Source organism: Lentilactobacillus fungorum (assembly GCF_016860605.1).
GTDB lineage: Bacteria > Bacillota > Bacilli > Lactobacillales > Lactobacillaceae > Lentilactobacillus > Lentilactobacillus fungorum.
This window is the reverse complement of sequence record NZ_BNJR01000017.1, coordinates 176,450-191,812: the sequence shown is the minus strand read 5'-3', so window position 1 is coordinate 191,812 and position 15,363 is coordinate 176,450. Positions and strand designations below refer to the sequence as shown.

Genomic DNA, 15,363 nt, shown 5'->3' with positions numbered 1-15,363 from the left:
TAGCTGTGACTAGATTTGCGTTCAATGTTTGAATCTTGGACTTCCACGGTTACATAGATTGTTAAAGTGTGTTCCGGAACACTCAGATGGATTGTCAAACGGTAACTCGGAAGGTGATTGGAACTGGTTGAACGCATCAGAACCAATCACGCCGTCTATAATATCAGATCCAAAAAAGGCGTCAACAGCCGCTTAAAATAAGACAAATATGTGACAACCAACTGCTATGATAAATCTGGATTTAGCTGGCTTGTTACAAACAAATTAAATTTAAAATTAATGGTACCCATTAAATTAATGTAAATCTTATGTAAAGTCATCCAAAGTGGGCGTATCCTGCTAAAATTTATTTGGATGAGGGGACTTCGTGGCGGCTAGCGGAGAATTAAAGGAAAGAGTGGATGAATCTTAACTGCTCTTTTGATTGCAACTTTGAATTAATGACCAATTTCGGCAATAATAAAGGTAATAATAGAGGAGTGTGTAAATGGTTAAACAAGGTAGGTTCGCTAAATCAAGTAAATTACGACAAATCAAACAAATCAGACACCATATGCATCACCAAGCCGGGCGAATCATTTCGCCAGACCAATTTGAAGAATTCGTATTGGTTCGCTACGGTTTAACGCTTAAGAAAAAATATCACGGGATTGCCAAAGAAACCATGCAGCGGTTCTTAATGGAAGTGATTCACACTGCCGGACCTACAATTAATCCCTGGCCGCTAACGACGATTATCACTGAAACGTTCAAGAATATTGGGGTACGAGTACCCTATCAATTTTATCGGGTGGTTTTTGAAAATTGGGCGCCGTTTGAGCAGTTCTTAAAGCGAGAGATTCCAGCGGTGCCATTAAAAGCGCGTCTTTTTTTGACGGCGACAGTTTCTAAGGAGCAATTGAGTCAAATCATTGGTCGCCAGCTGGCAGCCAATACTTTAATGACAACCGGCAATCGCCAAATTATTGAGCAAGTCAAGCCGGAACAACTCGATTCATTAGTTGCCCAGTTTATGATTGAGGGCGTGATTAATTGGCAGCGAGTTGCTCAAATTTTTGCGCCAATTCCCTTTGATACCAGTACCGCGCCGGATGAGACAACCAAGCAGTGGCTTGAACAGCTAAAGGAGTGGCAATAATGAACTTACAACATGCCCTAGAATGTGTGAATTTGGTTCCACTTTTCCGATCATTACCTCAAAAGCAAAAAGAAGAAGTTGCAAGATTAGTTGTCCAACATCAGTATGTCAAGGGCGATATGATCTATATGGCCGGAGACTCAGTTGGCCACTTTTTAATTCTGGAAGCCGGCCAAATCAAAATTTCACAAGCAGCGGCTAATGGAAAGGAACAGTTACTAAAAGTCATGCAACCCGGTGATTTTGATGGTGAAGCTTCCTTATTCAATGGTAATCAACGAAATGTCACCGCTACGGCTTTAGTTAATTCTAATGTTTGTCAAATTGAGCAGGATGCGTTTCAGAACCTGCTGAAGACAAGTTCTCAATTAGCGATTAAATTATTGGCCACGATGAGCCAACAGATTAGTGACTTGCAAGAAGAAAAAACGTTGGCTTCAACAACGGATACAACTGGCAAATTAGCAAAGTACTTGTTAGAGACCAGTGCCGGTTTAGGGACGGCTCAGTTCAAATTGCCGCTTAAGAAAAAAGACATCGCAACTTATTTAGGAACCACACCAGAAACCATTAGTCGAATATTTAAACAATTAGCAACTGATGGGATCATTGTTTCTTCGAGATCGCAAGTAACGATTTTGGATGAAGATCGCTTAGTTGATTTGGTTTGATCAAAGCAGATTTATTCTACAAATTTCGAAAACAATTGATTTATACGTACGAATATTTTACAATTAGGGAGTAATTGAAAATACTATTGGAGTTACTCTGGAGGATTATATAATGGATGAAAGTCGTGTGCGAGACGAAATTGTAAGCGGAAACATTTCGCTTGGTCTCGAATTGGGTTCTACTAGAATCAAGGCCGTCCTGGTAACAAATGATTTCCAAACGATCGCTTCTGGTGATTATCTTTGGGAAAATGAGTTGGACAACGGCATTTGGACTTATCCGATTGATAAAATTTGGGATGGGATTCAAACCAGTTACGCAACTTTGGCATTAGAAGTTCATGACAAGTATGGCTGTGACTTACAAAAGATCGGGTCAATTGGTGTGAGCGCGATGATGCACGGTTACATGGCGTTTGATAAGAAGGGTGAGTTGCTAGTGCCATTTAGAACTTGGCGAAACAACATCACTGGCCAAGCCGCTGAAGCGCTAACCAAGCTGTTTAATTTCAACATTCCAGAACGTTGGAGCATTGCTCACTTGTACCAAGCAATTCTTAACAAGGAAGAACACGTTAAGAACGTGGACTTCTTCACAACACTTGCTGGATACGTTACTTGGAAGCTGTCAGGTGAGAAAGCTTTGGGCGTTGGCGATGCATCTGGGATGTTCCCAATTGATGAAAAAACGGTTAATTATAAGCAGGATATGCTTGACAAGTTTAGTTCACTACCAGAGGTTCAGCAATATCCTTGGAACATTGAAGATATTTTGCCAAAAGTTTTGCCTGCTGGCCAAAAAGTCGGCGAATTGACCGAGGCTGGCGCCAAGCTATTGGATCAAAGTGGTGAGTTGCAGGCAGGTTCACTCATTGCCCCTCCTGAAGGCGATGCTGGTACTGGGATGGTTTCAACCAACAGTGTTAAGAAGCGGACTGGTAACATTTCAGCCGGAACATCTGCATTCTCCATGGTTGTCTTGGACCGACCAATGAAGGCAGCTCATCGAGACATTGACATGGTTACAACCCCTGATGGGGCACCGGTTGCCATGGTTCATACCAACAACAGTTCCTCAGACATCAATGCTTGGGTTGGCTTGTTTGGTGAATTTGCAAAGGCATTGGGATTACAGTTAAAGCCCGACGATTTATACGGCACGTTATTCGCTGAATCGGTTAAGGGTGACCAAGATGCTGGTGGCCTAGTTAATTTTGCTTATCTATCAGGTGAAAACATCACGCGGATGCCGGAAGGCCGACCATTATTTGTTCGAAAACCAGATAGTAAGTTAAACTTGGCTAACTTCATTAAGGAACAGATCTATTCTGCCTTTGCGCCATTGAAGATTGGCATGGATATCTTACTTCGTGAAGAACACATTAAGACAAGTGTCCTGGTTGCGCAAGGTGGGATCTTTAAGACACCGGTTGTTGCCCAGCAAGTATTGGCTGACGCATTGAATACGCCAATTTCAGTAATGGAAAATGCCGGTGAAGGTGGCCCATGGGGCATGGCAGTTTTGGCACTTTACTGTGTTAACCGTAAAGATGGCGAAGCATTAGAGGATTACCTGGAGAACCGGGTCTTCAAGGATGCAACCAAGGCTACCTTGTACCCAGAACCAGCTAGTGTCCAAGGCTACGATAAATTTATCGACAACTATAAGGCTGCTCTTCCAGTTGAAGAACAGGCGGTTAAGTCGATGAAAATGAAGTAGAGTGCGGAGCCAAGCGGTTAGAAACCGCAGCATAAGTCTCCTTTAACTAAAATCCCCGGTCCTGGGATTTTAGTTAAAGGTGCTTACACGCAGATTTCTGCTTTGCGGAGCGGTCCTGCTCTATGTAACATGGAACCGAGAGTTTGCTAAAGTAATTTTATCCGTGTGACTCGGAACAATCGTGAATTTCAAAACGAATCAATCGCAGCTAATCAAAACTTGAAAGGTGATAAAATAACATGCTAGAAGATCTTAAACAAGAAGTATATGAAGCAAATATGAAACTACCTAAGTTAGATTTAGTGACTTTTACCTGGGGAAATGTTTCAGCAATTGACCGTGACAAGGGATTATTCGTCATTAAACCATCAGGAGTTCCTTATGAAGACCTGAAGCCTTCTGACATGGTAGTTGTTGATTTAGACGGTAAAGTTGTTGAAGGTGACCTTAATCCATCAAGTGATACGCCAACCCATACTTACTTGTACAACCACTTCCCAAATATTGGCGGAATTGTCCACACACATTCACCTTGGGCAGTTTCATTTGCCGCAGCTAAGATGGATATTCCGGCAGTAAGTACGACCCATGCTGATACGTTCTACGGTGACATTCCATGTGCACCGGCTTTAACTAAGAAGCAAATTGAAGAAGCTTATGAGTTGAATACTGGTAAAGTGATCGTTGATGAATTCAATCGTCGCGGTGTTGATCCAGACGCAGTGCCGGCAGTACTGGTTAGCCAACACGGCCCATTTGCCTGGGGACCAACCGCGGACAAGGCGGTTTATAACGCTAAGGTGCTAGAAGTTTCAGCAGAGATTAGTTATCACACATTACAGTTGACCAGAGACGAAACGCACGTCCCACAATATCTCTTGGACAAGCATTATTACCGTAAGCATGGTAAGAATGCTTACTATGGTCAAAACAACGCAAAATCAAAGTCACATGCAGAACACGAATAGGACTAAAAGATACCAAATAGTATCGTGATGCGGAACGCAAAAGCCCGCTGATTTAAATCCTGATTGGGATTAAGTCAGTGGGCTTTTTGAAGCTAGTGTTGGCGTGCATTGTTTGGGGCAGTTGCTAGCAGCGATCTTGGCTTTGAATGTCGATTAGGACGCGGTTATATATTAGCTGCTTGAAGTGCATCCTAAGTGCCAGATAAGGCCCCCAATTGGAACTTCAATAGCGGTGATGCCACCTGGAAGCCTTTACTAACGCGGAAGAATGCAAAATCGTTGCACAATTTCACTTATCCGCTTACACTGACCGAAAAAAGTAGGGGGGCAACAACTATGACAACTTTGCCATTAGTAACTATCTCAATTCCAGCTTATAATTTGGGCGCTTATTTAGAAAAAACACTGCAAAGTATTTTTAAGCAAACTTATCAAAACTTTGAAATCATCTTGGTAGATGATGCTTCCACGGATCGGACTGCTGACACAATTCGGGAATTTGCCAGCCGAGAAAATCGAATTCGGCCGCATTATTACGACAAACATCAGGGGGTCTCAAAAGCTCGAAACTATGCGATCGATAATGCGAAGGGCGAAGTCATCGTGTTTGTGGACGGTGATGATTTGTTGGCTGCCAATTATCTGGAGGTTATTGTCGATGGCCTCAAGGATCCTAGCGTTGACATGGATGCGGTTGGGTATTCTTGGGGGTGGCGCGGTGGCGGTATCCGGTCCGGCAATCACTTTGTTTCAATTCCTAAACAAGAAGCGTTTGACTCAATTAATAACCGTGGCGCCGAAATTGGTGGGTACACCTGGAACAAAGGCTTTCGGCTTTCTGTGATTCGTGATCATCAGATCCGCTTTGACGAAACGTTGGATTTGGCAGAAGATTTGTTGTTCACAGCTGACTATATTGCTGCGTCTCACAAGATCCTGTATTTCCCAGCGCCGTTGTATACGAAAGTTAGCCGCGGAAACAGTATCATTCATTCAGCAACTTGGGAAATGCGGCGAAAAGAACAAGTGGTCCGCCGCCACATTGATGATATGGGTGAGCGTTTGCAACCGTAGTATGCATCACAAATTGTTAAGCGATCAGTTTAGATTACTTTTTTAATTAATATTATCCTGTGTTCATGTCAAACGCCGACGAATTTAAGCCGGCGTTTTTGTTATCTCAAGCGGCAACTCGATTTAAAACTATGTGTGAAAAGGCGGTTTTCACTCGTCTATGGAAAATATGAGGAAACCTTGATGTTGGTTCAACTTGGATAGGCATCAAAACCCTCGAGCGTTTAAAGAAGAACTTTACTGACAAAATGTTTGATCAAATTGTTGACGGACTCATTTATAAGATAGCCCCATAACTATGCAAGAAAGCAAATGATATAACCAGTGAATCATAAACAAAAAAACAAAGTAAAAATAGTTTTCATATTCTGAGGATTTTGTTAATATGAATTTCACAACAAACAATGTTGTGTAGAATCATGTTGTGTACAACTTATAAGTTGTCGGGTTTTGTTCAAGAAAAAGAAATGGAGTGGCACATATTGAAGAAGTTAATGACGATTGTAGGGGTAGCCAGTAGCTTATTATTTGTTCCCACCGTATTAAGCTCAACCAACATAGCACCACAAGCCTTATCATCCACCGTTGCTAAGGCTGATGATGTTAGCTCGCTTGTCTTTGAACCTAATTGGTTGAAACAAGCCAATTCCAATATTTCTATCAACAGTACCAACTTTTCAACGTATTTTACAACGGCCGGTAATTCTAAATATGATCCGACTACGGGGGTAACCAGGTTAGTTTCTAACGCGCCAAATCAAACGGGAATTGCGTACCTAAAGGGTCACTTTAGCAATACAGACAACTTTTTAATTTCTGGAGAAATCAATATTAATCCAGGAACTGTTGCTGGCAAATCAACTTACGGCGAAGGCTTGGGATTTGCATTTAAACCAGGGGCTGCCAGCCAACTCGGGGATTCAGGGCCTGGCCTTGGCGTGCGAGGTCTTAATGGGGCCTTTGGTGCGGTTTTGGATACACATCATGAGCAGGCGGATTGGCTGCCGGGTAATTATATTGCCGTGTTTGAAGCCCGCGATAGTCAAAACAGCACCTCAGGTACTTCAAGTAATTCAAATGACTTATTCTTTGACCAGACGCTTGCGGCCAGCCTACCTGCTGATTCATTTAGCCAGGGACAATATTTTCCATTCACCCTTGCCTATAATGCTCAAACGCAAACGGTTACTTACCAAGTGAGGATAGGCGATAAAGGGTACCGAGCAGATGGCAATGCTAATCAATTCTTCGTAAAAGGGTCACCACTAAACTTTGCCATTACGGCTACAAATGCAGACGCGCCAGCTGAAATTAATTTGAAGATTAACCAGATTAGTTTCATGCCAGGCGGAACCGTTAATGTTAAGTACCTTTCAGCAGATAACAATCAAGAGATTCGCCCCGCTGAAACATTGAAAGGGTCGTTAGGTGATAAAGCCAATTTAACGACTGAAATTAACAAGTTAAAGGCTAAAGGGTACAGTTTAGTTCCGACCCAGACAATTGCTCCAGATGATTATGATGCAACAACTAAAACAATCCCATTTTCTGGGACAACCGACTTTTCGAATTTTGATTATACTAACGTCTCACAAGACATTACTTACTATTTCAAAAAAGATGCCAATACACCAGCCAGCAATATAGCGGCGACACCGACAAGTAGTCAATCAGCAACGATAACGCCAGCAACTTCGTCGGCGGCTTCAAGTGTAACTGCGCCGACTTCCTCAACACCGACGCAATCCGCAGTGCAACCAGTTGATTCGCCGACGGCCAATACCCCAGTTTCAGAAAAAATATCAGACCTGGCTAAAAAGGGAGCGGCTGTTTATGGGGTTAACGCCATTTACCTCTATAAGCATGCCAACTTTAAGAAATCAGAACGCCAAGTATTTTATCAACGGAAGCCACGAATTTATCGTCCAATGTTTGTTGTGACTGATACGGTTCGTAGCAAGAATGGTCAATTCCGATATAAAGTCAAAGATGTTAACCATCATAGCCCAAGTGCAGGTAAAACGGGCTATCTAACTGCCAATTGGAAGTATGTTCGACCAGTTTACTATGCGACTCAGCCTGCGCAAATAACGGTGATTTCGCCAAATGGCGTTAATGCTTATGGAAATAAGCGCCTAACTGGCAAAGCGAAGCATTATCAGCAGGGGACGATTCTTAAAGTAAAGAGCATCGTTAACTATCATTTAACCACTCGCTATGTGCTCACAAATGGGCAGTACGTGACCGCTAACCGTAAATTGGTGAACATGGGCCGCCACGCCACTCCTAAAGTTGTTCGTGCCAAAGCAGTCCTTAACCGTTATCAGACGGTTGGGTTAACTGGAAAACACCGCCAGTTTAAAAAAGGCCACTCCTTTAGAGTGTATGGTTATGATTATTCTGATGGTTATGCAATTAATCAATATGGAAAGTTGAGATACCGAGTTGCCGGCGGCTACATTCCAGCGAGTCCGAAGTTGGTGAAAATTAGTCGCTAGTTCAAGTATTTTTGATTGATATGCCCCACTGAGGGTAGTGGGTATAACTGATTAATTCAGTAATTAAAATAAATGAGCGCTGGCCTGCCAATCCAAAGTAAGGTGTTTGGTATCAACAAATAGGGTGGTAAATTTTATATAAAGATTTTTAACTAAGCATTTTAATCAGGTGAATTTGAGGTTAGCATAGTTGCATCAGTGATTAAGAATTTATGGGAGGTATCCCGGTTTGACTAAAGCTACCTCAAAGCATCATTGGATTGGGTTAAAACAGCTCTTAGTGGCTACTTTCAGTGTCATTATTAGTTTGTTGATGTTTGCAAGTTTCCCTGTTAGCGCTAAAAAGTTACCGGCTTTTCAAGCTAAAGAAGCTTACGTGATGGATGCTAAAACAGGGCAAGTTTTGTATCAAAAGAATGCGAACGCCAAGCGGCCAATTGCGAGTCTGTCCAAGCTCATGACGTTATACTTAACCAAACAAGCGATTGATCATCACCAAATCAAGTGGAATCAAAAGGTTCCGGTTGATCATGAATTAATCAAAATGAGCAAAGACGGCACCTTGGGCGGATTTAAGATTACCCGCTCACGAGAATTTACCGTTAGACAGTTATATCAAGCTGCCTTGATCGCCTCATCCAACTCAGCGGCAATTGCGCTGGGAAAGCTAGTGGGTGGCGGCAACAATACCGAATTTATTTATAAGATGAACCAGCAAGCCCAAAAATGGGGGATTAAAGCCACTTTTGTCAGCAGTTCCGGTCTTGATAACACGGATTTGGCAAAGTACCATTACCAAGTCCCCCATACGACTGCCAAAGCCCAAAACATGGTGAGTGCATCGGCAATTTCGACGGTTGCAGCTCACTTATTAGCCATCTTTCCAACGATCACCCAGTGGAGCAGCCAATCAGCGATGAAGGTGGGCAAGCAGTGGCTGGCTAATTCAAACAGTTTATTGAAAAATAAAGTTTATTATCGAAAAAGCAATCACGTCGATGGGTTAAAAACCGGTTATACCATCAACGCCGGCCTCTGTTTAACAACGACTTTTTGGCATAACGGGCGTCACTTGATTGCAACGATTATTGATAGTAATTCCGTGTTTACTTCAATGGACCGGTTGATTCAACAAATCGACCAGAAAAATCAGTTAACGACGGTTAAAATCCCCACGCATCAATTTTCAATTGGTGGCCAAACGGTTGTTGCCAAACCCGAATCTCAGCAAACTGCTATTTGGCGGGAGCATTCGAATCAACACCCTAAGATTATTAGTTATTCTAGCAATCAGCAGAAATTACCCGTTAAAAAGGGCAATTCGGTTGGTTACGCGAAAGTGGCTTTATCACATCGCAATCGGGTGATTAAGGTGCCGCTACTCGCGACGAAAACAATTCAGCCAACCAAGGCTAAAAGTTCGTCTGCTAAAGCGCATCATCAATCACTGTTAAGGACGATTGGAAATGTGCTGTTGGGCGTTTTTGAAGGCTTTTACAAATTAATGGCTAAGTTTGCGCATTTTATGGCAAGATAGCTTGTACACAAATACGAACAAATAGGTCTGTTTTAGATCGAAAGCCACATTGACTTTCGATCTTTTTTTATGCGGATTGCCCATGAAGAAACATGCTTTGATTCGATCATGGATGCAGTTGCCAGTTCTTGATTCTGAGGGCTTTATAACTTGCCTCCTTTTACTTATCTGTAATTTTTTGGATTACTAGGAGAGAGTTTTTAGTGGGGACTAATCTTTAAACCGACTTGATGCTAATCTGAGATTTTTGAAAGTCAAACTAGTTTTTAGCTGGTCGCCAACTTTTACACCACTGAAACCAAAAATTTGCAATTAATTTACATCGTCTTGGTAACCTTAATGTACACCGTAAAGACGAGGAGGATTTTATGATGAATTTCAGACACGGTTTAAAAAGGCTGCTTGGCCTTTTGTCGGTTGTTGGGGTGGCAATTTTATTTGCTGGATGTTCCAACTCCGCTGCTCATAAAACGGTTCACATTACTTATTGGCACGTTAACGCTGAAACACAAGGCGGGGCGTCAGTTAATAAGCTGGTTAAAGAATTTAACCAGACTCACAAGAATATTAAGGTCACGGCTAAGTATAATCCCAATATGTATCAAGGCTTAATGCAGAATCTACAGTCTGCTCAAGCTTCCGGAAAAGTACCCGATATTGTTCAAGTGGGCTGGGCGTTTACCAATTACTTCTCAGATAACTTTAAGTACATGACACCAACGACGGCTGCCCAAAAGTTTGATAAGAGCAAAAGCACCGTTACCAATAATTTCTCGACGCAATCGCTATCATTTGCTAAAAATGCCAAAGGAAAGCTCGTTGGTCTGCCATATTCACTAAGCACGCCAATCTTGTTCACTAACGATACGATGCTTGCCAAGTATGGTATTCAAAAATCCAGTCTTCGAACTTGGGAAGGTGTTCAAGCAGCTGCTAAGACGATTAAACAAAAGAGTGGTAATTATGGCGTCTATATTCAAGAACCCGCTGACACCTGGGCACAACAAGCTATGATGTTAAGCAATGGCGCCCAAATCAAGGATTCAGCTGGTAAAGCTGCATTTGCCAGTTCGCAAGGGGTTAAAGCTTACCAACTATATCAAGACATGGTTACTAAGGATAAAACCGCAATTCACACTCCGTGGGCGCAAGGAATGGATGACTTCACAAACGGTAAGGTTGCCATGGCCTTTACAACCGTCGCCCAAGCGTCTCACATTAAGCAAAGTGTCAGCTTTAAGGCGTCTTCACAGATTGCGCCAACCTTTAAGGGCAACAAACTGACGGTACCAGTCGGCGGGTCCATGCTGGCGTTAACTTCTCAAGACAGTACGAAACAAAAGGCTGCTTGGACCTTTGAAAAGTGGCTCTATAAAAATGATTCGCTGTTAACTTGGGATAAAGGAACGGGTTATTTACCGCCAACCAAAACGGCGCTTGATTCACCACAATTTAAAAAATACTTAGCGGCCAATCCGATGATCAAGCCGGCAACCGATGAATTAGCCAATGCTGTTCCGTGGACCTCGTTTCCTAAGAATGGGTTGGATGCCGAACAAGACATGATCGATGCTCGTGACAAAATTCTAACGGGCGCAAACGTCGCCCAGACCCTCAAAGCCGCACAGGAGAAAATCAATGCTCAACAATAATTCACAAATTGAAGAAGAAATCAATAGTCGCTCTGGCCCGCGGGAATCCCGCAAACCACGTGGGCGGCTCTTGCCGTTCTTGTACCTATTACCATCGGCACTCTTGTTGTTCGTTTTTATGATCGTTCCAATTGGTTACACGTTTTATTTAAGCTTCTTTAACTGGAATCTGATTGCGCCAACCAAGGAATTTGTGGGCTTGCAGAATTACATCAATGTTTTCACCGACCCAACGAATCAAAAAGTAATTTTAAATACGTTGGTGTATATCATTCTGCTGGTTGCCTTGAACTTTATCTTGCCATACTTCATTTCGCTGATCGTAAATTTCTTTATCGGCAAGATGAAAGGCCCCTACAAGATTTTATTCTTTATCCCCAGCCTATTTTCACTAGTAGTGGGCGCAATGCTGTTTTCTTGGATTTTAAACCCCGTTTCAGGACCATTAGCACTGTTTTTGCGGGACTTTGGGCTGAAAGTACCGCAGTGGACTAATTCGGGTGCAATGGCGATCGTCGTGATTTGTTTGATAACGAATTGGAAGGTTTTTGGTTATAACTTTATTTTGCTGCTAACTGGCTTAGGCGCGGTTCCCAAAAACATTTTAGATGCCGCGGCATTAGATGGGATTCCCAAATGGCGGGTTATTTGGAACATTGTGCTACCACTTAATAAGGGCGTGGCGATTTATGTCTTGATTTTAACAATCGTCGAAGGATTGCAATACGTCTTTACGCCAATTAACGTTATTACCCAAGGTGGTCCGTATTATGGCTCTTCCAACTTGTTATATCATACGTACTTGAACGCGTTTGTCCTCTATAAGACTGGCAACGCGTCAGCACTGGCGACGGTCACCTTTGTCATTTTCTTAATTCTATTGTTTGTTGAAATCAAATTCGTCGAGGGGAGGAAACAAAATGCTGACTGAAAAACGCAACCTTGGCTGGCACGTCTTGTTAATCCTCATCATTTTGGCGATTATGCTGCCGGTGTTATTCATGATTTCTAACTCGTTTAAAACCTTGCAGGAATCTTACCACTCAATTCTTCAGTTGATTCCGGCCAAGCCAACGTTGACCAACTATGTCACGTTGAATAAGCAGATCAATTTATTCCGCATGGTCGCCAATACTTTTTTGATGGCAATGATTGTTACCTTAGGAAAAGTGTTGACCGGTTTGCTGGCGGCTTACGCATTTCAAAATTTTCATTTCAAAGGCAAACGCGTGGTTTACTTTATATTTGTCGCCACGATCTTCGTGCCGTTTACGACCGTGATGATTCCCAATTACTTGGTAATTGCCAAAATGAATTTGCTAAATAATGTAATTGGGGTGGCATTACCCCAGATGTGTGATGCAACTGGCATCATGCTTTTTGTCAAAGCAATGGAGAAAATTCCAACGAGTTTGGTAGAATCCGCTAAGATTGATGGGATTCCCAACCGCAAAATCTTTATGAATTTGATCGTACCGCTCTTAAAACCCAACATCATCAGCGTTGGCGCCATCTTTTTTATCAATAGTTGGAATGAATACGTTTGGCCAACGTTGGTATTAAAGGATAAGAATAGTTTTACGTTACCATTGGCGCTGCAAAACTACATTTCAAGTGAAGGCGGCACCAATTTTCCGTTAGCAATGGCATTGGCCGTTATTATGATTGTGCCGCCACTGCTCATTTACATGGTCTTCCAGAAATATATCTTAAATAGTATTAGCAGTTCAGGATTAAAGTGAGGATGATTTGATGACAACAACGGGTTATTCAATTGAATTAGAACAGATGTCTAAGAGCTATAGCAAAAAAACGCAGGTGATTAACAAAATGAATTTGTCTGTGGTTCCTGGTGAATTTCTCGTGTTACTGGGGCCATCAGGGTGTGGTAAATCGACAACGTTACGCATTATTGCCGGCCTAGAAGCCCCCACTGGCGGTAAAGTCTTGATTGATGGTAAGGATTCAGCTCAATTGTCAAGCACTCAGCGTAGTATTGCCATGGTTTTTCAAGACTATGCGCTTTACCCTAACATGACCGTTTATCAAAACTTGGAATATGCTTTGCGGGTTCACAAAGTACCCAAGCAAATTCGCCAACAACGACTGGCAAAGATCCTAGCGTCACTGAATTTAACCAACTACAAAGATCGTTTTCCAGCCCAGCTTTCGGGTGGTCAAAAGCAGCGGGTTGCCTTGGGCCGGGGGATGGCCAAAAAGTCTAAAATCTTTTTATTGGATGAACCGTTATCGAATATCGATGTCCAACTAAGGGAAAAGGCCCGCGACGAAATTCAGCGACTTCATGCAGAAAATGGCCAAACGATTATCTATGTCACCCATGACCAACAAGAAGCAATGGCTTTGGGGGATCGCATTGCGGTCATTAATGACGGTAAAATTCAAATGATTGATACCCCGGCAAATTTGTATCACAATCCGGCAAATTTATTTGTTGCTCAGTTTGTCGGCACGCCGCAAATTAATGTCTTTAAAGTCAATTATTTTAATCATCAATTAATCGAAGAAAATGGTACGGTTGTCGCGAACCTGGCTAATTATCAAGCAGCGGGGTTGGTCGAAGATACCGACTATCTTCTAGGAATCCGCCCCGAGAACGTTGCGGTTAGTTTAAAGGCGGCCAACACGGATTTTCCGGCAGAAGTCGAATCGGTCGTCGATTACGGCCGTTATCAGCAAGTCACCTTAAGGGCATTTGACCGATTGGAACTAAAAGCAGTCGTCAGCGACTGGCCGGTTGGCACTACCCGAAACGTTTACGTCAAACTTTCGAGGGAAAATCTATTGTTATTTGATGACCAAACTCACGAGCGGCTTGATGCCAATCCAGAGGCAAGATTCGTTCTGAAAGGAGGACAGCGACGTAAAGTAGAGGCATAAGCATCCTTAGAATTCCAAGTTCGGAAATTTGCTTGAGGAGGTTTATGTACCCCCGACGTAGGGGTAATTGCTTTGCTTCGCCCACTAATAATGATGGCTTACAAAATTGTACAGATTACCGATACGCATTTAACCCCAGCTGGTGCTCAGCCGGCTAATCACCAACAGCTTGATCCGGCCGAGAAATTACAAGCCGTTTTTGATGATATTTATACGACAAATGTGAATCCTGACTTAGTGGTGATGACCGGCGACCTGATTCATGAAGGGCATGCTGAAGATTACCAGCATTTACGTCACATTTTAGGTCAGGAACAAGAGCGACTAATGGCACCAATTAAAGTAATTTTGGGCAACCACGATCGAACCCGGGCATTTTATGATGGCTACCTCAAACAGCCATATCGTAGTCGTTATTATTACAAGATAGTTAGCGCTGAATGGGATTTTTATTTTTTAGATACTAAATGTGGTGATCTTGAGCAAGGCTATATTGACCATGCTCAGTTGGATTGGCTGCAAGCTCATTTAACCCATTCGGCTAAGCCGGCGCTTATATTCATGCATCATCCATTATTAGGGGCACCACTCACCAACATGGCTTATAGCATCTTGCAGAATGGCGATGATTTGATGCGCGTGATTCACGGCAGTAACGTGCAGGCAATTTTTTCGGGACACGTTCACTTTGCTAATACGTATGAGATTGGTGATATTTTAAACATCGTGGCTGATTCAACGGCTTATCATATTAATTGCGCCAATCCTCACGAACATTTTGTGGTTGACGCGACAGCTTATAACGTGATTCATTTAGGTGACCAAGGAATCGGTGTTGAACAGCGGCCGCTTCGGCTCGGTACTAAAACGATTAATACCTTTAAAATTCCGAACACTAATTTTTTGGATCGGGGGCTTATCATGAATGAGATTAATCGTGTGTTAAGTTAGGACTATTTGTTGGCATTTAAACTGGTAATCATCTATTATATTTGGGTATTGTGATCTTGATTTTAGGACAGCTGCGCAAAGCAGGGATCTGCGCGTAAGCACCTCAGCCAAAAATTCCAGGCCCGGGAATTTCTGTCTGAGGAGCCTTACACTCCGATCCCCAAGCGCTTTGCTTCGCTCACTGTTATTAGGACAGCTACGCAAAGCAGAAAGCTGCACCTAAGTCAACTTGTCCAAAAATCCAAGCCCGGGA

General features: G+C 42.7%; 12 protein-coding genes. All 12 read left to right on the top strand.

Features of this window, described 5'->3' with window-relative positions; all coding sequences use genetic code 11:
- Nucleotides 1-487: 487 nt before the first annotated feature.
- The 12 genes from YK48G_RS11545 (at nt 488) to YK48G_RS11490 (ending at nt 15,110) form a co-directional block, all read left to right on the top strand.
- Entirely contained in the window at nt 488-1,138 is a 651-nt protein-coding gene (locus tag YK48G_RS11545; protein ID WP_203630864.1) for a hypothetical protein, read from the top strand.
- Nucleotides 1,138-1,809 carry a Crp/Fnr family transcriptional regulator gene (locus tag YK48G_RS11540; RefSeq protein WP_203630863.1) on the top strand — a complete coding sequence of 224 codons (672 nt, stop codon included), beginning with the start codon at nt 1,138-1,140 and terminating at the stop codon, nt 1,807-1,809. Before YK48G_RS11545 ends, YK48G_RS11540 begins: the two co-directional genes overlap by 1 nt.
- 112 nt (nt 1,810-1,921) lie before the next feature.
- Nucleotides 1,922-3,529, top strand: a complete 1,608-nt coding sequence (locus tag YK48G_RS11535) for a xylulokinase (RefSeq protein WP_203630862.1) — start codon at nt 1,922-1,924, stop codon at nt 3,527-3,529.
- 239 nt (nt 3,530-3,768) lie between these two features.
- The gene (locus YK48G_RS11530) at nt 3,769-4,497 is read left to right on the top strand and encodes an L-ribulose-5-phosphate 4-epimerase (protein ID WP_203630861.1); all 729 of its coding nucleotides are present in this window, start codon (nt 3,769-3,771) and stop codon (nt 4,495-4,497) included.
- A 195-nt stretch (nt 4,498-4,692) separates the two neighbouring features.
- A complete protein-coding gene (locus tag YK48G_RS11525; protein WP_505744176.1) occupies nt 4,693-5,571 on the top strand; it encodes a glycosyltransferase family 2 protein in 879 nt (292 codons plus the stop codon).
- Between the two features lie 482 nt (nt 5,572-6,053).
- On the top strand, nt 6,054-8,069 hold the full coding sequence (locus tag YK48G_RS11520) for a lectin-like domain-containing protein (RefSeq protein WP_203630859.1): 2,016 nt from the start codon (nt 6,054-6,056) through the stop codon (nt 8,067-8,069).
- A gap of 229 nt (nt 8,070-8,298) precedes the next feature.
- Nucleotides 8,299-9,606: a D-alanyl-D-alanine carboxypeptidase family protein gene (locus tag YK48G_RS11515; protein ID WP_232365365.1), complete on the top strand. Its 1,308-nt coding sequence runs from the start codon at nt 8,299-8,301 to the stop codon at nt 9,604-9,606.
- Between the two features lie 368 nt (nt 9,607-9,974).
- Nucleotides 9,975-11,258: an ABC transporter substrate-binding protein gene (locus YK48G_RS11510; RefSeq protein WP_232365364.1), complete on the top strand. Its 1,284-nt coding sequence runs from the start codon at nt 9,975-9,977 to the stop codon at nt 11,256-11,258.
- Nucleotides 11,245-12,189 carry a carbohydrate ABC transporter permease gene (locus YK48G_RS11505; RefSeq protein ID WP_203630858.1) on the top strand — a complete coding sequence of 315 codons (945 nt, stop codon included), beginning with the start codon at nt 11,245-11,247 and terminating at the stop codon, nt 12,187-12,189. Before YK48G_RS11510 ends, YK48G_RS11505 begins: the two co-directional genes overlap by 14 nt.
- Nucleotides 12,179-13,000 carry a carbohydrate ABC transporter permease gene (locus YK48G_RS11500; RefSeq protein ID WP_203630857.1) on the top strand — a complete coding sequence of 274 codons (822 nt, stop codon included), beginning with the start codon at nt 12,179-12,181 and terminating at the stop codon, nt 12,998-13,000. The genes YK48G_RS11505 and YK48G_RS11500 overlap by 11 nt, the downstream gene beginning before the upstream one ends.
- A 10-nt stretch (nt 13,001-13,010) precedes the next feature.
- On the top strand, nt 13,011-14,159 hold the full coding sequence (locus YK48G_RS11495; protein ID WP_203630856.1) for an ABC transporter ATP-binding protein: 1,149 nt from the start codon (nt 13,011-13,013) through the stop codon (nt 14,157-14,159).
- 72 nt (nt 14,160-14,231) lie between these two features.
- On the top strand, nt 14,232-15,110 hold the full coding sequence (locus YK48G_RS11490) for a metallophosphoesterase family protein (RefSeq protein WP_373300215.1): 879 nt from the start codon (nt 14,232-14,234) through the stop codon (nt 15,108-15,110).
- Nucleotides 15,111-15,363: the final 253 nt, after the last annotated feature.